At 63.7% G+C, this 19,496-nt stretch carries 19 protein-coding genes; 13 read left to right on the forward strand and 6 right to left on the reverse strand.

What is annotated here, in order from left to right; translation table 11 throughout:
• Positions 1-75: 75 nt before the first annotated feature.
• From BMG00_RS12410 to BMG00_RS12425, 4 genes are all read right to left on the reverse strand, one after another.
• Positions 76-1,647 (reverse strand): GMC family oxidoreductase, encoded by a 1,572-nt coding sequence (locus tag BMG00_RS12410; RefSeq protein WP_078574542.1) that lies wholly within the window; start codon positions 1,645-1,647, stop codon positions 76-78.
• 11 nt (positions 1,648-1,658) lie between these two features.
• On the reverse strand, positions 1,659-2,183 hold the full coding sequence (locus BMG00_RS12415; RefSeq protein ID WP_078530395.1) for a Twin-arginine translocation pathway signal: 525 nt from the start codon (positions 2,181-2,183) through the stop codon (positions 1,659-1,661).
• Between the two features lie 36 nt (positions 2,184-2,219).
• A complete protein-coding gene (locus tag BMG00_RS12420; protein ID WP_078530394.1) occupies positions 2,220-2,615 on the reverse strand; it encodes a VOC family protein in 396 nt (131 codons plus the stop codon).
• Between the two features lie 114 nt (positions 2,616-2,729).
• Positions 2,730-3,023 (reverse strand): ribbon-helix-helix domain-containing protein, encoded by a 294-nt coding sequence (locus BMG00_RS12425; RefSeq protein WP_078574543.1) that lies wholly within the window; start codon positions 3,021-3,023, stop codon positions 2,730-2,732.
• Positions 3,024-3,288: 265 nt separating this feature from the next.
• Between BMG00_RS12425 and BMG00_RS12430 the strand changes: the two genes are divergently transcribed.
• On the forward strand, positions 3,289-4,212 hold the full coding sequence (locus BMG00_RS12430; protein ID WP_078574544.1) for a histone deacetylase family protein: 924 nt from the start codon (positions 3,289-3,291) through the stop codon (positions 4,210-4,212).
• A gap of 4 nt (positions 4,213-4,216) precedes the next feature.
• On the opposite strand, the gene BMG00_RS12435 is transcribed toward BMG00_RS12430, so the two are convergent.
• A complete protein-coding gene (locus BMG00_RS12435) occupies positions 4,217-5,122 on the reverse strand; it encodes an AraC family transcriptional regulator (protein ID WP_078574545.1) in 906 nt (301 codons plus the stop codon).
• A 171-nt stretch (positions 5,123-5,293) separates the two neighbouring features.
• Here BMG00_RS12435 and BMG00_RS12440 point away from each other — a divergent pair, with 171 nt between their 5' ends.
• Positions 5,294-6,313 carry an aldo/keto reductase gene (locus BMG00_RS12440; RefSeq protein WP_078574546.1) on the forward strand — a complete coding sequence of 340 codons (1,020 nt, stop codon included), beginning with the start codon at positions 5,294-5,296 and terminating at the stop codon, positions 6,311-6,313.
• 75 nt (positions 6,314-6,388) lie between these two features.
• On the opposite strand, the gene BMG00_RS12445 is transcribed toward BMG00_RS12440, so the two are convergent.
• A complete protein-coding gene (locus BMG00_RS12445; protein ID WP_078574547.1) occupies positions 6,389-7,345 on the reverse strand; it encodes a LysR family transcriptional regulator in 957 nt (318 codons plus the stop codon).
• A 149-nt stretch (positions 7,346-7,494) separates the two neighbouring features.
• Between BMG00_RS12445 and BMG00_RS12450 the strand changes: the two genes are divergently transcribed.
• The 11 genes from BMG00_RS12450 (at position 7,495) to BMG00_RS12500 (ending at position 19,493) form a co-directional block, all read left to right on the forward strand.
• On the forward strand, positions 7,495-8,283 hold the full coding sequence (locus BMG00_RS12450; RefSeq protein ID WP_078574548.1) for a transporter substrate-binding domain-containing protein: 789 nt from the start codon (positions 7,495-7,497) through the stop codon (positions 8,281-8,283).
• A 93-nt stretch (positions 8,284-8,376) separates the two neighbouring features.
• On the forward strand, positions 8,377-9,027 hold the full coding sequence (locus tag BMG00_RS12455; RefSeq protein ID WP_078530387.1) for an amino acid ABC transporter permease: 651 nt from the start codon (positions 8,377-8,379) through the stop codon (positions 9,025-9,027).
• Positions 9,028-9,068: 41 nt separating this feature from the next.
• Positions 9,069-9,725, forward strand: coding sequence for an amino acid ABC transporter permease (locus tag BMG00_RS12460; RefSeq protein ID WP_078530386.1), 657 nt, complete (start codon positions 9,069-9,071; stop codon positions 9,723-9,725).
• A gap of 16 nt (positions 9,726-9,741) precedes the next feature.
• Positions 9,742-10,512 (forward strand): amino acid ABC transporter ATP-binding protein, encoded by a 771-nt coding sequence (locus tag BMG00_RS12465; protein ID WP_078530385.1) that lies wholly within the window; start codon positions 9,742-9,744, stop codon positions 10,510-10,512.
• A complete protein-coding gene (locus tag BMG00_RS12470) occupies positions 10,509-11,867 on the forward strand; it encodes an aminotransferase family protein (RefSeq protein ID WP_078574549.1) in 1,359 nt (452 codons plus the stop codon). Before BMG00_RS12465 ends, BMG00_RS12470 begins: the two co-directional genes overlap by 4 nt.
• Positions 11,864-12,556 (forward strand): CoA transferase subunit A, encoded by a 693-nt coding sequence (locus BMG00_RS12475; RefSeq protein WP_078574550.1) that lies wholly within the window; start codon positions 11,864-11,866, stop codon positions 12,554-12,556. The genes BMG00_RS12470 and BMG00_RS12475 overlap by 4 nt, the downstream gene beginning before the upstream one ends.
• Entirely contained in the window at positions 12,543-13,196 is a 654-nt protein-coding gene (locus BMG00_RS12480; RefSeq protein ID WP_245795026.1) for a 3-oxoacid CoA-transferase subunit B, read from the forward strand. Before BMG00_RS12475 ends, BMG00_RS12480 begins: the two co-directional genes overlap by 14 nt.
• A gap of 8 nt (positions 13,197-13,204) precedes the next feature.
• Positions 13,205-14,497, forward strand: a complete 1,293-nt coding sequence (locus BMG00_RS12485) for an ArgE/DapE family deacylase (protein WP_078574552.1) — start codon at positions 13,205-13,207, stop codon at positions 14,495-14,497.
• A gap of 8 nt (positions 14,498-14,505) precedes the next feature.
• Positions 14,506-15,681: an acetyl-CoA C-acyltransferase gene (locus tag BMG00_RS12490; RefSeq protein WP_078574553.1), complete on the forward strand. Its 1,176-nt coding sequence runs from the start codon at positions 14,506-14,508 to the stop codon at positions 15,679-15,681.
• A gap of 280 nt (positions 15,682-15,961) precedes the next feature.
• Positions 15,962-17,107 (forward strand): alpha/beta fold hydrolase, encoded by a 1,146-nt coding sequence (locus BMG00_RS12495; protein WP_078574816.1) that lies wholly within the window; start codon positions 15,962-15,964, stop codon positions 17,105-17,107.
• The gene (locus BMG00_RS12500; RefSeq protein ID WP_078574554.1) at positions 17,088-19,493 is read left to right on the forward strand and encodes a plasma-membrane proton-efflux P-type ATPase; all 2,406 of its coding nucleotides are present in this window, start codon (positions 17,088-17,090) and stop codon (positions 19,491-19,493) included. Before BMG00_RS12495 ends, BMG00_RS12500 begins: the two co-directional genes overlap by 20 nt.
• Positions 19,494-19,496: the final 3 nt, after the last annotated feature.

The raw sequence follows: 19,496 nt of genomic DNA on the forward strand, positions 1-19,496 counted from the left end.
CCTCGCCTCATCCAAAACGAACCGGGCCACCCGCAGGCGGCCCGGTCCCTTTTTCACTGATGACCGCAACGGGTCTCAGATATTGCCCTTGGACATTTCCGCAGCGATGAAATCCGCCTGACGGATCGCGAGCGCCACAATGGTCAGCGTCGGGTTTTCTGCCGCACCGGTGGTGAACTGCGAGCCATCCGAGATGAACAGGTTGGGCACGTCATGCGCCTGCCCGTGCTTGTTCACCACCCCGTCGCGCGGCTTCTCCGACATCCGGTTGGTGCCGAGATTATGCGTCGACGGATAAGGCGGCGTCGGGAAGGTCCGGGTCGCACCCACCGCATCATAGATCGCGGCGCCTCGGGCATAGGCATGATCGCGCATCGCCCGGTCATTGGGGTGATCGGTGTAGTTCACATTCGCGACCGGCAGCCCATAGGCATCGGTGACCCCGTGATTGAGGGTGATGCGGTTGGTCTCCTGCGGCATGTCCTCGCCGACGATCCACATTCCGGCCATGTTCTCGTAGCTGTCGAGCGCCGAGGTGAACTCGCGCCCCCAGCCGCCCGGATCGAGAAAGGCCGCCATGAACGGCAGGCCGAGGCTGAGCGTTTCCAGCTCATAGCCACCGACGAATCCGCGCGAGGGATCGTGACGCGCCTCGTCGCGGACGATGCCCGCCATCGTCGTGCCGCGCCACATCTTCACCGGCTTGTCGAACACGCCATAGACCGAGCCCGTGGTGTGACGCATGTAGTTGCGCCCGACCTGACCCGAGGAGTTCGCAAGCCCGTCCGGGAACATCGCCGAATGCGAGTTCAGCAGCACGCGCGGGCTCTCGATCGAGTTGCCCGCGAGGCAGACGATCTTCGCCTTCTGCATCTGCAGATTGCCGTCCTTGTCGAAATACTCGACCCCCGAGGCCATGCCCTTGTCGTCATGCAGGATGCGCGCGACGTGGCAGTGATCGCGCACCTCGAGATTGCCGGTCGCCTCGCCGCGCGGGATGTCGGTATAGGCCGAAGACCATTTCGCTCCCCATTTGCAGCCCTGGAAACAGAAGCCCGTCTGCTGGCACGACATCCGGTCGTCATATTCGATCGAGTTGATCGCCATATGGCCGGTATTCACTTCCTGATAGCCAAGCGCCTTCGCGCCTTTCTCCAGCACCTTGAAGTTGTTGTTGCCCGGCAGGCCCGGGCGGTCGCCGGTGCGCGTGACACCCAGCTTGGCCTCGGCCTTGTCGTAATAGGGTGCCAGCTCGGCCGGATCGATCGGCCAGTCGAGCAGGTTCGCCCCGTCGACATTACCGTAATGGGTCTTCGTCTTGAACTCGTGGTCCTGAAAGCGAAGGCTCGCGCCGGCCCAGTGGATCGAGGTGCCGCCGACCGCTTTCACGATCCATGCGGGCAGCCCCGAGAAATCCTTGGCCACGCGCCAGTCGCCGCTCGTGGTGCGCGGCTCGGTCCAGGCGAGCTGGCCGAAGCTTTCCCACTCGTCGTTGATGTAATCGTCGGGCAGATAGCGACCGCCTGCCTCGAGCGCGACCACCTTGACGCCCTTTTGCGCCAGTTCGTTCGCAAGCACCCCGCCGCCGGCGCCGGTACCGATGATGACGACGACGCTGTCGTCGCTCAGATCAAATTTAGCAACCATGTCCGCCTCCCTTACAGCCAGTCGATGTCATCAAAACCGCGGTTGATGTAGCCGCCCTTGGAATAGGACTCGCCCTCGTAGCCGAAGATCGGCCAGACCGCTTTCTGGTTGTAGAGACCGGTCACGAGACCGCCCCGGATCTTCTGGAAGAAGGGGCTCTCCTCCATGCCCCGCAAGATCGCGACGCGATCCTTTTCCCAGCCCGTTTCGAGGTAATTCGCGAACCCCTTGCCGCGCGCCGCCGCATCGAGAGCCGCGATCCCCGCCTCGATCTCGGGCGCCGCGTCTGCGGTGTCGTAGCCCTTGACCGCGAGCACGTAATACTGGTCGTCGATCCTGTCGTGCGGATAGATGTCGCGCGCCATCTGCACCAGCGTCGCGAATGTCGTCGGCTGGAGCGCCGAGAGCTCGGTCGCCCAGGCCGCGTTGCGCGCCGCCATGAACCCCGAGCCCACGACGAAACTCGCCCCCGCCGCGGTCGCCCGCGCCAAAAGCTGCCGTCGGGTGAGCCCTTTCGAGCCTACCTTGGTTGCCATTGTCGTCTCCTCCCTGATGTCTCCCTTAGGAAAATCTCACTTGAAGCGGCCGCCTCGCTGGATCACCTCGATCTGGTATCCGTCCGGATCGGCCACGAAAAAGAACTTCGCGACGACCTCCCCTGCCGGCGCGAATTCCACGAGTTTGCGGGGCGCGAGCCCCTCCGCCTCAAAGCGTTTGTGTTCAGCGTCGAGATCATCGACCGAAACCGCGAAATGGCCGTAGCCATCGCCAAGGTCGTAGGGCTCGCTGCGGCCCTTGTTGATGGTGAGTTCCAGCTCGAACTCGGTCTCGGGATTGCTCAGATAGACAAGCGTGAAATCCGGAAAGTCGAGACGGTCCGCGACCTTCAGCCCGAAGGCCTTGTCGTAGAACGCCACCGAACGATCCTCGTCGAGGACCCGGATCATGGAATGAATGGATTTTGCCACCGGTTGCTCCCGCTGCTTTGCTGTCATTGGTTCTGAGAGCGTAGCAGCGGACCGATGCGGTCCGGGTAGTAGGTCTATACTACCCTTGAAGAAACTTTGGCGTCAGGCTTTCGATCACTCGGCGGCGACGGCGAGCGGCGCACGATCGGTCGAGATTTCCATGAATTTCAGACAGGCGCAGCGCAGCAGAGACGTGAAGTTCGACGGCTCGCCGCGCAGCTCCAGCACCTCGGCATGCAATGTCGAGATGAAGGTCGGCGTGGACACCCCGTCGCGGGCGGCGATTTCATCGAGAATATCCCAGAACGCATTCTCGAGCCTGATGCTCGTGCTGTGGCCATTGAGCCGCAGCCGGCGCGTTTCGCTGGAATAGCGTTCCGGGTCCTGACCGGCGAAAACATGGCACATATCGTATCTCCTCCCTTAGATCCGATTGCCGGGATGAACCGCAGCTCATCCGGGCCAAAAGGATATTGCCAATTGGGAGCAGGTCAATCTTGTTGTGTGGCGAGCGGCCGGTTGCGGCTGCGCTTCGCGCCGAGGACGAAGACAGTCGCCGCCGGCGCGGATATGGCGCCGGTTCCCCGCGTCGCGCTTGTCATTTGGCCGGGCATCGCGCAGCGTCGCCGCGAAACATGAGAGATGGACACCCCACCGGTTGCTGGAGAGCGGTATGCGCGAGCTGATCACGATCACCCATGAGGATTGCCTTGGCCATGACACCGGGCCCTGTCACCGCGAGCGCCCCGCGCGTCTCGAAACCGTCCGAGCGGTGATCGACCGGATGGGCCTGCCGATCGTCGAGGCGCGCGAAGCCGACGAGGCGGATCTGCTTCTGGGCCACGATCCGCGCTATCTCGTGGCCCTCGATGAGGTCTTCGCGCGCGAGGCGCATGTCGATCTTGACGAGGACACCCATGTTTCGCCCGGCTCGCGCCGCGCAAGTCTGCTCGGTGCCGGGGGAGCGTTGCAGGGTGTCGATCTGGTGCTCTCGGGCGAGAGCCGTCACGCCTTTGTCGCGACCCGCCCGCCCGGACATCACGCGACGCGCACACGCGCTATGGGCTTTTGCATCTATGGCAACGCGGCCCTCGCCGCGCTCCATGCGCTTGAGCGTCACGGATTGTCGCGCGTCGGGGTGCTCGATTTCGACGTTCATCACGGCAATGGCACGCAGGACATCTTGTGGCATGAGGCGCGCAGCTTCTTCGTCTCGTCCCATCAGGAGCCCGAGACCCTCTGGCCGGGGACGGGCGAGGCCTCGGAGACCGGCGCGCATGACAATGTGCTGAACCTGCCGCTTGCGAGCGGAACGGGGACGCAGGAAATGCGTGCGGCCTGGGAGATCGCGCTTGCGCGTCTGGACGCATTCGCGCCCGATCTGATTATCCTATCGGCCGGTTTCGATGCGCATCGCGATGACGATATCTCGGGCCTGCTCTGGACCGGCGCGGATTACACCTGGTTGACCGAGGCGATCTGCGCCGTGGCCGCCCAGCATTGCAACGGGCGCATCGTTTCCTGTCTCGAGGGCGGTTATCACCTGCCCGCGCTCGCCGAAGGCGTCGAGGCGCATCTCCGGGCTCTGGCGGGCTGAGGCGTCAGCGGCTGGGGACCATCGCCACCTCGCGGCGCATCTGGGCGAGGTCACGCCCGGGAGGCGTGCCGAACATCCGGCGGTATTCGCGGCTGAATTGCGAGGGGCTGTCATAGCCGATCGCAAAGCCGATCCGGGCCACGTCGCGCCCTTCCGACAGCAGAAGCCGTCGCGCCTCCTGCAAGCGCAGGCTCTTTTGGTACTGCACCGGGGTCATCCCCGTGGCCGCCTTGAAATGGCGATGGAAGGTCGCGGCGCTCATTCCCGCGAGAGCGGCGAGATGCGCCACGCTGAGCGTTTGCGTGAAGTTCTGACGGATCCAGCCGATCGCCTGACCGATCTGCGAGAGGCGATTTCCGGCAAGCCCCACCTGACGCAGCGCCGCACCTTGCGGCCCGTTGAGCAGACGCCAGACGATCTCGCGATGCAGCATCGGCGCAAGAACGGGGATGTCGCCCGGCGTCTCGGCCAGCGCTAGGAGACGCGTGAGCGGGTCGATCAGCGCCTCGTCCATCTCATGCACCGCAAGCGCGGGTAGCGTCGGCCCCTCTCCCGCATCGCCGCCGCGCGCACCGATCAGCATCTCGGCCACGAGCGTCGTGTCGAGATTGAGCGCGAAAGCAAGATAGGGGGCGGTGGGGCTGGCCTCGACCACCTCGGCGCGGATCGGGACATCGAGTGAGGCGATCAGGCATTTCCCGGCATCGTAGCGAAAAGCCTGGGAGCCCAGCCTGCTGATCTTCGCCCCCCGCAGCACGACGCAAAGGGAGGGTTTGTAGACACCGTGAAAGGGTCCGCTCGGTGTCGTTCGCCGCGCCAGCGTCAAACCTTCGATCGGCAATTGCGCGCCGTGAACGCGCCACAGCCGTTCCGCGCAATCCGTAAGCCTGTCCAAACCTGCATTGTCCATGGCTTCCACACTAGACCCCTGCCCCGGCAATCCAAAGCGCCAAGAGCGCCAGATGACAGGATCGTGCAATCATTCGAGAGGATCGCTCTCGCCCGCTCCGCACCCCTGCCCCATCTTGGGATGCATCGGGCCCGGCCATGCCGCGCCCTTTCAACCGGAAAGGACAGACCCATGCGTTACAAACCTCTCGGCCCGAGCGGCCTTCTGGTCTCTGAACTTTGCCTTGGCACGATGACTTTCGGCGGCTCCGAGGGCATGTGGGGCCAGATCGGCCAGCTGCGCCAGGACGAAGCCGACGCGCTGGTACGCACCGCGCTCGACGCCGGCATCAACTTCATCGACACCGCCAACATCTATGCCGGGGGCGAGAGCGAGCGGATCCTCGGGCAAAGCCTGCGCAATCTCGGCGTGGCACGCGACGAGGTAGTGATCGCGACCAAGGTGCTCGGCCCCATGGGCGAAGGCATCAACCAACGCGGCGCTTCGCGCTATCACATCATGGAGCAATGCAAGGCGAGCCTCTCGCGGCTGCAACTCGACCACGTCGACCTTTACCAGATTCACGGCTTCGACCCGATGACGCCGATCACCGAGACGCTCGAGGCGCTCGATACGCTCGTACGGCACGGCCACATCCGATATGTCGGGCTGTCGAACTGGGCGGCCTGGCAGGTAATGAAGGCGGTAGGCATCACCGAGGCGCGCAAGCTCGCCCCGATCCTCTCGCTACAATCCTATTACACCATTGCCGGACGCGATCTGGAGCGCGACATCGTGCCGATGCTGCGCGACACCGGGATCGGCCTGATGGTCTGGAGCCCCCTCGCGGGCGGATTGCTCTCGGGCAAATATGATCGCGACGGCAAGGGGGCGGACGGTCGCCGCGCAACCTTCGATTTCCCGCCGGTCGAGAAGGATCGCGCCTTCGACGTGATCGACGCGATGCGCCCGATTGCCGAGGCGAAGGGGGTGAGCGTGTCACAGGTGGCGCTTGCCTGGCTGCTGCATCAAGACGTCGTCACCAGCGTGATCGTCGGTGCGAAACGGATCGATCAGCTGAGCGACAATATCGGCGCGACGCAGATCACGCTTGATCCCGAAGAGCTGGCGACCCTCGACAAGGTCAGCGCGCTGCCCGCCGAATATCCCGGCTGGATGCTGGAGCGTCAGGGCAGCTACCGCGCGCGCTGAGATGGGAGCGCATTTGCCCAAAACCCGGGCCGGGGCAGATCAGCCCCCGGCCCGGGTTCCGACACCGACCCCGCATTATTCGTAAGTTCGCTCCGCAAGATCGGTCCCGGTGATCGCCGCCTGACAAAGAGCAAGGAAGGCGATCTCGGCATCCGATTGCTTTCGCAGCGGATTGGTCAGCAGGTAGATATTGACCATCGGCAGTTCCGTGTAGGGCGGGAGCTGACGCAACCGCCCGCTTTCCACGTCGCGCTTGGCGACATGCAGCGGCAGCGCGCCGATCCCGACCCCGGCCACGATCATCCGGCGCAGTTCGTGCAGGTTCGACGATACGCCCCTCCAGCCCGGGGCAAGCTTCGCCCGTGCGCGCAGTTGCGCCACCGGAAAGAGCGGCCCCTCCTCGGTTTCGGTCTGGAACGAGACCGAGGTTTCCCCCTCGATCTCGGAAAGCTCGATTCGCTCCTGTCCGAACAGCGGATGGCGCGCGCCGCAGAACAAGCCGAAATATTCGCGATAGAGGATCGACGCCTTCAAGTTTGCGGGAATTTTGTGCAGCAGACATATTCCGAGGCTCGCGCGGTTCTGCTGCACGCGGCTGACGACCTCTTCGCTTTCGGCCACCGCGATCGAGAAAGTCACCTTGGGATGGGCGACCGCGAAGTCGTGCAGCACCGCGTCGTAATGGTCCGAGATCACGTGAGAGGTCGTGGCGATCGAGATGTGACCGCGCAATTCCTCGGCCCCGCTTTGCAGCAACGAGGGGAGCTGAGACACCGATCCGAAGATCTGCGCGCATTCCTGATAAAGCAGGCTTCCAGCGCGCGTAACCTTGAATTCATTTGGTTTTCTGATGATAAGCTCATGCCCGGTGGTGTCCTCAAGGCGCTTGAGCGCCGCGGAGATCGTCGGTTGCTTGAGCCCGAGGAAATAGGCTGCCCGCGAGATGCCCTGCTGCTCCACCACCACCATGAAAGTGCGCAGAAGGTTCCAGTCGAGGTGCCAGGGGAAGCGCTGTTCGTAGGGCTTGACCATCAATCTTATCTATATTGAAGATTTTGATTATTTATTTGCGCGATATCTTGCCGCATGCAAGCGTTTCCTTCGAGGGGGCCAGCAGGCCTTTCCAGAGCGGGACGCACCGGGAACAGGGCGCCCGTTATGCAATCCATCAGGAGAGACACATGACTAACCGCAGAACGCTTCTCAAAACCCTGCTCGGCGCTGGCGCGCTCGCCGCGACCGGGATTTCGCTGCCCTCGCTCGCGATGGCGGACGAGCTGGAGAGCCTCAAGGAAAAGGGCGTGATCCGCATCGCCATGTCGGGCGCCTACCCGCCCTTCAACTTCATCAACGAACAGAACGAAGTCGTCGGCTTCGACCCGGCCATCGGCGAGGAAATCGCCAAGCGCATGGGCCTCAAGGTCGAGATCATCACGACCGCCTGGGACGGCATCATCGGCGGTCTTCTGGCCAACAAGTATGACGCCATCGTCGGCTCGATGTCGATCACGCCCGAGCGCGAGAAGGTCGTCGATTTCGTCGGCCCCTACTATCGCATGAGCCGCGGGATCTTCGTCACCAAGGACAGCAAGATCCAGACCCTCGACGACCTGAAATCCGCGACGCTGGGCGTGACGCTGGGCGAGACGCACGAGCAATGGGCCCGCGATCAGGGCTACAACGTGCGCACCTACAAGGGCCTCCCCGAGCTGATGCTGGAACTCGAGAACGGCCGCGTCGATGCGATCGTGAACGACGATATCCCGGTCCTGCTCGCGATTTCGAAGAACGACGCGCCGATCAAGGAGCTTGATGTCGATCTGGGCGGCGTGGCCGATCAGGCGGGCATCGCGATCCGCAAGGACAATCCCGAACTAAAGAAAGCCATGCAGGACGCGCTCAACGCGATGCAGGAAGACGGCACCTATCTCGAGATCGCCAACAAGTGGGTCGGCGGCGACATTCGCTGACGCTCGGCTTATGGCTGATACGAACCGCGCCCGCCGCTGATTGCGGCGGCGGGCGCGGAAAACTTTTCTCAAGACGCCGGGACCCGCGAACGCATGGATACGGAACTGATCCTCAAGGTCTATCCATATTTCCTCGAAGCCGCCCTGATCACGATCGAGCTCTCGGTCCTGACCATCGCGCTCGGGCTGATCTGCGGCGCGCTCGGCGCGACCGCCCGGCTCTCGCGCTTCAAGTCACTGCGCTTCTTGGGTGCGGCCTATGTCAGCTTCTTTCGCGGCACGCCCGCGCTGATCCAGCTGTTCCTGCTCTATTTCGGCGGCCCGCAGATCGGCATCCAACTTGATGCGTTCGAGGCCGGCGTGATCGGCTTGGGCGTCAATATCGGCGCCTACATGACCGAGACGATGCGCGGCGCCATCATCGCGATCGACAAGGGACAGGGCGAAGCCGCCCGCACCCTGGGCCTGTCGCGCTCGCAAGCCTTCCGGAAGGTCGTGCTGCCGCAGGCGCTGCGTCTGATGATCCGTCCGCTGGGCGTCAATATCAACGCGCAGATCAAGGGCACGGCGCTGGTCTCTGCGATCTCGGTGGTCGAACTGACCTATACCGCGCAGCGCTATATCGGCTCGACCTACAAACCCTTCGAGATGTTCTTCCTTGCCGGTGTCCTCTACCTCGTGATCATCACGATCACGGGCAAGGGCGTGGCCTATCTCGACCGCAAGGTGAGGCTGCCCGCATGAGCCTGACCTTCCCCCACACCCAAGCGGCACAGGAGTAAGACATGGGACTCGATTTCTCCGTCCTCCCGCCTTTCTACGGCACGCTTGCTCTCGGCGTACTCTGGACCGTTGCGATCACTGCGGCCTCGGCTGTTCTGAGCTTCTTCGGCGGCATCCTTCTGGCGGTGATCGCGCTCTATGCTCCGATGGCGATCCGGTTGCCGTTCCGCTTCCTCGCGTGGCTCTTCATGGGCACGCCGTTGCTGCTGCAACTCTTCCTGATCTATTTCGGGCTCGTGCAGATCGGGATCGACCTTCCGGCCTTCGTGGCGGGCGTGATCGGTCTGGGCTTTCACTTCGCGGTCTATAACTCCGAGCTGATCCAGACCGCGATGATCGCGGTGGACAAGGGCCAGATGGAGGCCGCGCGCACGCTTGGCCTGTCGCGTCGCCAGGCGCTGATCAAGGTGGTGGTACCGCAAGCGGTGCGCGACGTGATCCCGCCGATCGGGAACAACATGATCGCGCTGCTGAAAGACTCCGCGCTCGTCTCGGTGATCGGGGTGTCGGAACTGACCCTCTCGGCGCAGCGTGCCATCGGCCAGACCTACCGCGCCTTCGAATTCTATGCGGCCGCCGCCGTCCTTTACTACATCATCAATCTCGGCATGGAAGCGGTGCTTCGCTGGTTCGAGAACCGCAACCGCCTCTATCGCTGAACCGGGAGATATCGACATGACCGCGCCCCATTCCTTCGTCGAGATCCGTCACGCGCAGAAATCCTATGGCACGCTCGAAGTGCTCAAGGATATCTCGCTCAATGTCGAGCGCGGCCAGATCGTCGCGATCATCGGCCCCTCGGGCTCGGGCAAATCCACGCTGCTGCGCGCGATCAACGATCTCGATCCGCTCACGGGTGGTGAAATCTGGCTCGACGGTGTTCAGGTGAACAAGGCCCTGCCGCATCGCCAGTATGAAAAGCACATCAACCAGATGCGCCAGGAAATCGGGATGGTGTTCCAGCACTTCAACCTCTTCCCGCATCTCACCGTGCGCGAGAATGTCACCATGGCGCCGAAGCTTCTCAAGAAGATCTCGGACAAGGAGGCGGACAAGCTCGCCGAGGAACAGCTCGATCACGTCGGGATGCTCGAGCGGATCGACTATTACCCCGCGCAGCTTTCGGGCGGTCAGAAGCAGCGCGTGGCGATTGCGCGTGCGCTCGCGATGAAACCCAAGCTGATGCTCTTCGACGAGGCGACCTCGGCGCTCGATCCCGAGCTGGTCGAGGAGGTGAACCTCGTGATGAAGAAGCTCGCGCAAGAGCACATGACGATGATCATCGTGACCCACGAGATGGATTTCGCGGCCTCGGTCTGCGACCGCGTGCTGTTCATGGATCAGGGCGTCGTGGTCGAGGAAGGCCCGCCCGAGCAAGTCTTCCGCAACCCGACGCAAGAGCGAACCCGGAATTTCCTGCGCAAACATCTCGAAGGTGCGAAATGAGCGACGAACAGTCCCACCTGTTCTATCAGTCCCGTCAGCCCCGTCCGTTCCTGGACCATGGCGAGGGGATCTATCTCTACGACGAATCCGGCAAGCGCTATATCGACGGATCGTCGGGCGCGATGGTGTCCAATATCGGCCATTCCAATCCGCGCGTGCTCGCCAAGATGAAGGCGCAGATGGACAAGGCGACCTTCGGCTACCGCCTGCATTTCCGCACGCGTCCCTCCGAGGATCTGGCCGCCAAGGTGGCCTCGCTGGTGCCCGAAGGGCTCAATCGGGTGTTCTTCGTTTCGGGCGGCTCCGAGGCGGTCGAAACCGCGATGAAACTCGCGCGGCAATATGCGGTGACGCAGGGCCAGACGAGCCGCTGGAAGGTGATCTCGCGCCTGCCCTCCTATCACGGGGCGACGATGGGCTCACTCGGCGTGACCGGAAGCCCGCTGTTCACCGGCCCGTTCGCGCCGATGTTCGAAGAGATGCCGAAGATCGCGGCGCCAACCTGCTATCTCGACCGCGACAACCTCACCGAAGAAGAGCGCGGCCTCAAATATGCCGAGAAACTGCGCGAGCAGATCGAGGCGGAAGGCCCCGACACCGTCCTAGCCTTCCTGATGGAGCCGGTGGGCGGCGCCTCGACCGGGGCGCTGGTCGCGCCCGACAGCTATTACACCCGCATCGCCGAGATCTGCCGCGAATACGGCATCCTGCTGATCTTCGACGAGGTGATGACCGGGGCGGGCCGCACCGGCAAGTTCCTCGCAGCCGAGCATTGGGGGATCACGCCGGACATCATCGCCATGTCCAAGGGGTTCGGCGCGGGCTATGCGCCACTGGGCGCGGTGGTTGCGCGGGGCGATATGGTCGAGGCGCTGCTCGATGCGGGCGGTTTCCTGCATGGCTTCACCTATGCGGGCAACCCGCTGGCCTGTGCCGCCGGTCTCGCCGTGCTGGAAGAGATGGAAGAGCACGACATCGTCGGCAATGCCGCGCGAATGGGCGAGGTTCTGAAGACCCGCCTGACCGGGCTGATGGATCGCTATCCGTTCATCGGCGATGTGCGTGGCAAGGGGCTTTTGCTGGCGTTCGAGCTGGTCTCGGATCGCGAGACGATGAAGGTCCTGCCCAAGGAGTGGAACGCCCATTCCGAGCTGGTCGAACTGGCTTACGAGCGCGGGCTGATCATCTATGCGCGCCGCACGCGTGGCGGTTACGAGGGCGATCACTTCCTCGTCTGTCCTCCGCTGATCATCACCGAGCCGCAGATCGGTGAGATCATGGAGATCCTGACCGACGCGCTCGACGCCTTCGCCGCCAGGCACGACCTGCCGGTGATCGAGGAGGTCAGCGCATGAAGCTGCCCAACAAATCCACCACGCTCGAAGAGGCCGTGGCCGCGATCCCGCAAGGGGCGACGGTGCTCGTCGGCGGGTTCGGCGTGCCCGGCACGCCCTTCACGCTGCTGCGCGAACTCGCCCGTCAGGACCAGCGCGAACTCGTGCTGGTGAAGAACGACGCGAACGAGGCGGGCATGGGGATCGACCACCTGATCGCCGCGGGTCAGGTGCGCAAGCTGATCGTCACCCATCTCGGCCTCAACGCCAACGCCATCGCCGCGATGAACGAGGGCAAGATCGAGGTCGAGTTTTGCGCCCAGGGCATCCTCGCCGAGCGCATCCGTGCAGGCGGCGCGGGGCTGGGCGCGATCCTCACCGATATCGGCATCGACACCGAACTGGCTAAGGGCAAGCAGGTCGTCGAGATGGAGGGCCGCCCGATGCTGGTCGAGCCCGCTTTGCGGGCCGATGTGGCACTGGTCCACGCAACCACCGCCGATCCGTTCGGCAACCTCGCCTATGCCGCCACCGCGCGCAATTTCAACCCGCTCATGGCGATGGCCGCGAAACAGGTGATCGCCGAGACCGAGACCCTTGTTCCGCTTGGAGGCCTCGCCGCCGACGCGGTCGAGACCCCCGGCGCTTTCGTCGATCAGGTCGTGGAGCTGTCCGAACTTTCTCAGGAGTATGGCATTGTCCGACGCTAGATCCCGCATGGTGGCCCGTGCCGCGCGCGAGATCGCGCCCGGTATGGTCGTGAACCTTGGTATCGGCCTGCCGACCAAGGTGGTGAACTACCTGCCCGCCGATTTTCCTGTCTGCCTCCATTCGGAAAATGGGTTGACCGGGATCGGTCCGACCCTGCCTCACGACAAGGCGGACCGGAACCTGATCGATGCGGGCGGGGCCTATGTCTCGACGATCCCCGGCTCGGCGTTTTTCGACAGTGCGGTGAGCTTCGCGTTGGTGCGCTCGGGGCGGCTCGACCTGACCCTGCTCGGCGCCTTCGAGATCGCGCAGAACGGCGATCTGGCGAACTGGAAGATCCCGGGCAAGTTCTCTCCCGGCGCGGGCGGCGCGATTGAACTCGCGCAAAAGGCGCGGCGCGTGGTGGTGATGACCACCCATTGCGACCGCAAGGGCAATCCGAAACTGCTGGAGGCCTGCACCCTGCCGCTGACCGCCAAGGGCCGCGTCGCGCGGATCTATTCCGACATGGCGGTGGTCGATGTGACGCCCGAGGGCTTCGCGCTGGTTGAGCTGGCCGAAGGTGTCTCGCTGCCCGAGCTGCGCGAGGCCACCGGCGCGCCGATCGCGATCCCCGCTGGCGACATTCCGACATTCTGAGGTGAGACATGGATCAAGAGCTTCAAACCCGCATCCTCTCGGCGGTCGATGACGCGTTCGACGACGAGATCGCCTTTCTGTCCGAACTGACCGCGTACCCGTCCACCCGTGGGCAGGAGCAAGGCGCACAGGATTGCATGGCCGGGGCGCTCAATGAGCGCGGTTACGAGGTCGACCGCTGGCAGATCGAGGTGGACAAGATCCGGAACCTGCCGGGCTTCTCGCCGGTGATCGGCGATTACGAGGATGCGGTGAACGTGGTGGGCAGCCATCGCAGCACGACTCAGAAGGGGCGCTCGCTGATCCTCAACGGTCATATCGACGTGGTGCCTGCGGGGCCCTTGGACATGTGGGACCGTCCGCCGTTCGAGCCGCATGTCGATGACGGCTGGCTTTACGGTCGTGGCGCGGGTGACATGAAGGCCGGGCTGGTGTCAAACCTGTTCGCGCTTGATGCACTGCGGTCGCTTGGCTTGGCGCCAGCAGCGGATGTGTTTTTCCAATCGGTCGTCGAGGAGGAATGCACCGGCAACGGCGCGCTGGCCTGCCTTGAACGCGGCTACAAGGCTGACGCCGCGCTGATCCCCGAGCCGTTCGAGGAAAAACTGGTCACTGCGCAGCTTGGCGTGATCTGGGCGCAGGTGCATCTCAAGGGGCTGCCGACGCACGTTGCCTATGCGGGCTCCGGCGCGAATGCGATCGAGGCGGCGATCCCGCTGATTTCCGCGCTGCACGGGCTGGAAGAGCGTTGGAACGCGCCCGGCTGTCGGCATTCCGAATACGGTCACACCCATCACCCGATCAATCTCAACATCGGCAAGATCAAGGGCGGCGACTGGGCGAGTTCCGTGCCCGCCTGGTGCGTGTTCGACATGCGGATCGCGATCTATCCCGGTCAGGATATCGAGGCCGCAAAAGCCGAGATCGTGGACACGATCATGGAAGCCGCGCGCTCCAACGCCTTCCTCAAGAACTCGCTGCCCGAGATCGTCTGGCATGGTTTCATGGCCGAGGGCTATGCGCTGGCGGACGACCGTTCGGAAACTGCCACGGCCGCCATCGGCTCGTTGGACGCGGCGCACGCGGCGGTCAACGGCTCGATGCTCGATCGCATGGCGATCACCGCGACCACCGATGCGCGGTTCTTCGGGCTTTATGCCGACACCCCCGCTCTGGTCTACGGCCCGCGCGCCGAGGCGATCCACGGCTTCAACGAGCGCGTCGAGCTGGAAAGCATCCGGCGCATCACCCAATCCACCGCCCTGTTCATCGCGGACTGGTGCGGTCTCGAAACCATCTGAGGTTCCCCATGCGCGACGCCGTCATCGTCTCCACCGCCCGCACACCGATCGGCAAAGCCTATCGCGGCGCGTTCAACAATCTCGAAGGTCCGGCGCTGGCTGCCCATGCGGTGAAGGCTGCTGTGGCGCGAGCAGGGCTCGAGGGCGGCGAGATCGAAGAGGCTATCTTCGGTTCGGCGCTCACCCAGGGCCCCACCGGGGTCAATGTCGCGCGCCATATCGCGCTGGCCGCCGGTCTGCCGGATACGGTGGCGGGGGTTACGGTGGATCGGCAATGCGCCTCGGGGCTCAACGCGATCGCCTCGGCCGCGCATATGGTGATGGCCGAGGGTGTCGAGGTGGCACTGGCGGGCGGGCTCGACTCGATCTCGCTGGTACAGAACAGCCATTGGAACGGCTATCGCTACCGCAGCCCCGGCGTGCCGGACGCCTATTACATGTCGATGATCGAGACGGCCGAGGTCGTGGCCGAACGTTACGGCGTCACGCGCGCGATGCAGGATGCCTATGCGCTGCAAAGCCAGAACCGCACGGCTGCGGCGCAGGAGGCGGGGAGGTTCGATGCGGAGATTGTGCCGGTCGAGGCGGTGAAGCTCGTGAAAGACAAGGCCACGGGCGAGACGCATGAAGAGGTGGTGCGGCTGGAGCTCGACGAGTGCAATCGCGCCGGCACGACACTGGACGGGTTGGAGAGCCTCAAACCCGTTCTGGGCCCCGAGAAATGCGTGACCGCCGGGAATGCCTCGCAGCTCTCCGATGGCGCTTCGGCCTGCGTGGTGATGTCGGGTGAGGAAGCGACAAGGCGCGGGCTCTCGCCGCTGGGCGCCTTCCGGGGTTTCGCGGTGGCGGGTTGTGCGCCGGACGAGATGGGGATCGGCCCGGTCTTCGCGATCCCGCGCCTGCTGGAGCGCACAGGACTGACCATCGAAGACATCGACCTGTGGGAGATCAACGAGGCCTTTGCGGCGCAGCTTCTCTATTGCCGCGACAAGCTCGGCATTCCCGATGAGAAGCTCAACGTCAATGGTGGCGCGATCTCTATCGGGCATCCCTATGGCATGTCGGGCGCGCGGATGGCGGGGCATATCCTGCTGGAAGGCAAACGGCGCTGCGCGCGCTACGGCGTGGTGTCGATGTGCATCGGCGGCGGTCAGGGCGCGGCGGGGCTGTTCGAGATCTTCTGAGCGCAGATTGAGGGCAATGGGGCAGATGCGCCCCATCGCCCGCTCCGCCGACCTTGTCGCCATCGAAGGATGAGCCCCCTTGGCGCGAGCTCCCGTCACATTGCACCGAAGGGATTGAGCACACGCGAGAAACCCCTAGTTTGCTCTCGTCGCAATCCTCTCACCCCTTCGCACGAAACCTTCACGTTGCCGCGCGCACCTTCGGCTTTGCTTGCAATTTCAGCCTCGGTGGCGTTTCAAGAAGATACTGCAGTGCAGAAACTTCTTGCGAGTGTCGATCATGAGTGATGCAGAAAAGACGTATGAGCATAGCGTTCCCTTCTTCTGGCCGATGGCCGCCGCGATGGAGTGGCAGAAGATCGGGCTCGATGCGGTCGAGAAAGGGCTGACCTATCTCGACGAGGCCGCGAAGATCACGACCCCGCCCGAGCCGCAATGGGCCACGAAGAACCACGTGCTCCTCGACCTCGACACGATGCGGCTGCGCGATTTCGGCGGCACCGGCGGCGGCATCCCGGTGCTGGTCGATGCGCCTTATGCCGGTCACTCCTCGACCATCGCGGATTATGCGAAAGGCCAAAGCCTGATCGAGACGCTGCTGGCCGCCGGGCTGGGGCACGTGCTCTGCACCGACTGGAAAAGCGCGACGCCTGAGATGCGTGATTTCGACATCGACAAGTATCTCGCCGAGATCAATGTCGCGGTCGACGATCTCGGAGGGCGCGTGATGTTGGTGGGCCTATGTCAGGGGGGGTGGATGTCGGCGATGTATGCCGCGCGTTTCCCCGAAAAGGTCGCAGGCCTCGTTCTGGCCGGCGCGCCCATCGACACCGATGCCGGGCACGGGCCGATCCGTAAGCTCGCCCATCAGATGCCGCTTTCGGCCTATCAGGAGATGGTCGAGGCGGGAGAGGGCCGGATGCCGGGGCGCTTCATGCTCACGGGTTGGAAGAACATGCATGCCGATCAGCAATATTTCGGCAAGTTCGTCGACCTTTATCAGCATATTGACGATCGGAATTTCATGAAGCGCACCGAGCACTTCGAGAGTTGGTACGAGAACCCGATCGATCTGCCCGGGCGCTATTACCTGCAAGCCATCGACCTCTTGTTCAAACAGAACCTCTTCGCCAAGGGCAAGTTCGTCGGCCTGGGGCAAAAGCTCGATCTCGGCGTGATCACCAGCCCGACCTTCCTGCTCGCGGGAAAGAGCGACGACATCACCACGCGCGAGCAGGTTTTCGCAGCCGAGACGCTCCTCGGCACCAAGCGCGACGAGATCGTCTCCCGGCTGGTCGAGGGCGGGCATATCGGACTTTTCATGGGCAGCCATACCCTTGCGAATGTCTGGCCGGAAATCGGCCAGTGGCTCGGATCTCTCGGGGCCAAAGCTGGAGACACGCAAAATGGACCAGACCGTCACTGAGCCGCAGACCCGGAAGGACCTGCCGAAAACGGACCGCAAGACCGGTCTGAGCACGGCGGAGGCAACGAAGCGGTTCGAGCGATACGGTCCCAATGCGCTCAAGAGTGAAGAAAAGACCCTGCTACAACGCATCGCGGGGTATTTCTGGGGCCCCATCCCCTGGTTGATCGAGCTTGCCGCAGGCCTGTCGCTCGTGCTGCGCGACTGGTCCGATTTCGGCGTGATCTTCGTGATGCTGCTGATCAACGCCGCCGTGGGGTTCAAAGAAGAGAGCAAGGCAAGTTCGGCCATCGCGGCGCTCAAGGCGCAGCTCGCGCCGAATGCCCGCGTGAAACGGGACCGGCAATGGCAGGAAATCGCCGCGCGCGAACTCGTGCCCGGCGATATCGTGCGCCTGTCGATCGGCCAGATCGTTCCGGCGGACCTGGACCTTTTCGAGGGCCAGTATCTCTCGGTCGACGAAGCGGCGCTGACCGGCGAGTCCCTGCCCGTCGACAAGTCGGTCGGCGACAAAGCCTTCTCGGGTTCGGTGATCAAGCTGGGCGAGATGACGGGCGAAGTGACCGCGACCGGAATGGAGACCTATTTCGGGCATACCGCGTCGCTTGTGCAGACCACGACCGGCAAGTCGCATTTCCAGAAGGCCGTGATGCAGATCGGCAATTTCCTGATCGCGGCTGCGCTGGTTCTTGTGGCGATGATCGTCATCGTCTCCTTCCAGCGGCACAATCCGCCGCTCGAGGTGATCCAGTTCGCCCTGATCCTGACGGTCGCTGCAATCCCTGTGGCCTTGCCGACCGTCTTGTCGGTGACGATGGCGGTGGGCGCGGAACGTCTGGCGCGGATGAAGGCAATCGTTTCGCGGCTCGTGTCGATCGAAGAACTGGCCGGGGTGGATGTGCTGTGTTCGGACAAGACAGGCACGCTGACGCTCAATGAATTGACCGTCGAGAACCCGCGTCCGGCAGAGGGTGTCGCGGTCGAGGATTTGCTGAGTGCGGCCGCGCTCGCCTGTGACCGCGATGCCCCCGATGCGATCGACACGGCGGTGCTTGCCGCGGCCGACAAGATTGCCCTGACAGCGATCGAAACCCTCGATTTCACACCCTTCGATCCCGTCAGCAAGCGCAGCGAGGCCGAGGTGGCACTCGATGGAAAGCGATGGCGGGTCGCCAAAGGCGCGCCTCAGGTCATCGTCGAGCTCGCCGCGATGGACGCCCACTTGCGCGAAGCGGTGGAAGGCGACGTCGAGGCGCTGGCACAGCAGGGTTACCGAGCGCTCGGGGCCGCAAGAAAGCTTGCGGACGCGGACTGGGAGTTTCTTGGCCTGCTGCCGATCATCGACCCGCCGCGCCCAGATGCGGCAAGCACCATCGCAGAGGCGCGCGAGATGGGGATCGACGTCAAGATCATCACTGGCGATCATGAGGCGATCGCGCGCCAGATCGCGGGCAAGCTCGACCTCGGGCAAAAGATCTATCCCGCCGGCGAGTTGCTTGACGGAGACCCCGCGACGGTCGAGGCCAATGTCCGCGCCGCGGACGGGTTCGCCCGCGTTCTGCCCGAGCACAAATTCCGCATCGTCGAAGCGCTACAGGCCGGACACTCGATCGTCGCGATGACGGGGGACGGGGTGAATGACGCCCCTGCCCTGCGCAAGGCCGATGCAGGCATCGCCGTGAGCGGGGCGACCGATGCCGCCCGTGCTGCCGCCGATCTCGTGCTGACCGACAAGGGCCTGTCGATCATCACCACCGCGATCGAGGAATCGCGCAGGATCTTCGCCCGGATGACAAGCTACGCCACCTTCCGCGTGGCCGAGACGATCCGGGTCCTGCTGTTCATGACGCTCACCATTCTCGTCTTCGATTTCTACCCGGTCACCGCGATCATGATCGTCCTTCTGGCGGTGCTCAACGACTTCCCGATCATGATGATCGCCTATGATAATGTCTCGGTCTCGCCGCGCCCGGTGCGATGGGACATGCGGCGCGTGCTCACCGTCGCGGCCACCCTCGGCGTGACAGGGGTAATCGAGACCTTCTTGCTGTTCTGGTTCGTCGATGCCCATCTCGGCCTGCCCCGCGACCAGATCCAGACGATCATCTTCCTGAAGCTTCTCGTCTCGGGGCACATGACGCTGTTCGTCACGCGCCACCAAAGCTGGTTCTGGCGCAGGCCCTTCCCGGCGCTGCGGCTTTTTGCGACGACCGAGGCAACGCAACTTCTGGGCACGCTGATCGCGGTCTACGGGCTGTTCGTGACCCCGATCGGCTGGAGCGCCGCCTTGCTGGTCTGGCTCTATTGCCTTGCGTGGCTTCCGCTTGAAGGCGCGATGGCGCTCCTCGTGCGGGGGGTCTACGATCGCAAATTCGCCACCAGATGAAAC

This window comes from Thioclava marina (assembly GCF_002020135.1).
GTDB lineage: Bacteria > Pseudomonadota > Alphaproteobacteria > Rhodobacterales > Rhodobacteraceae > Thioclava > Thioclava marina.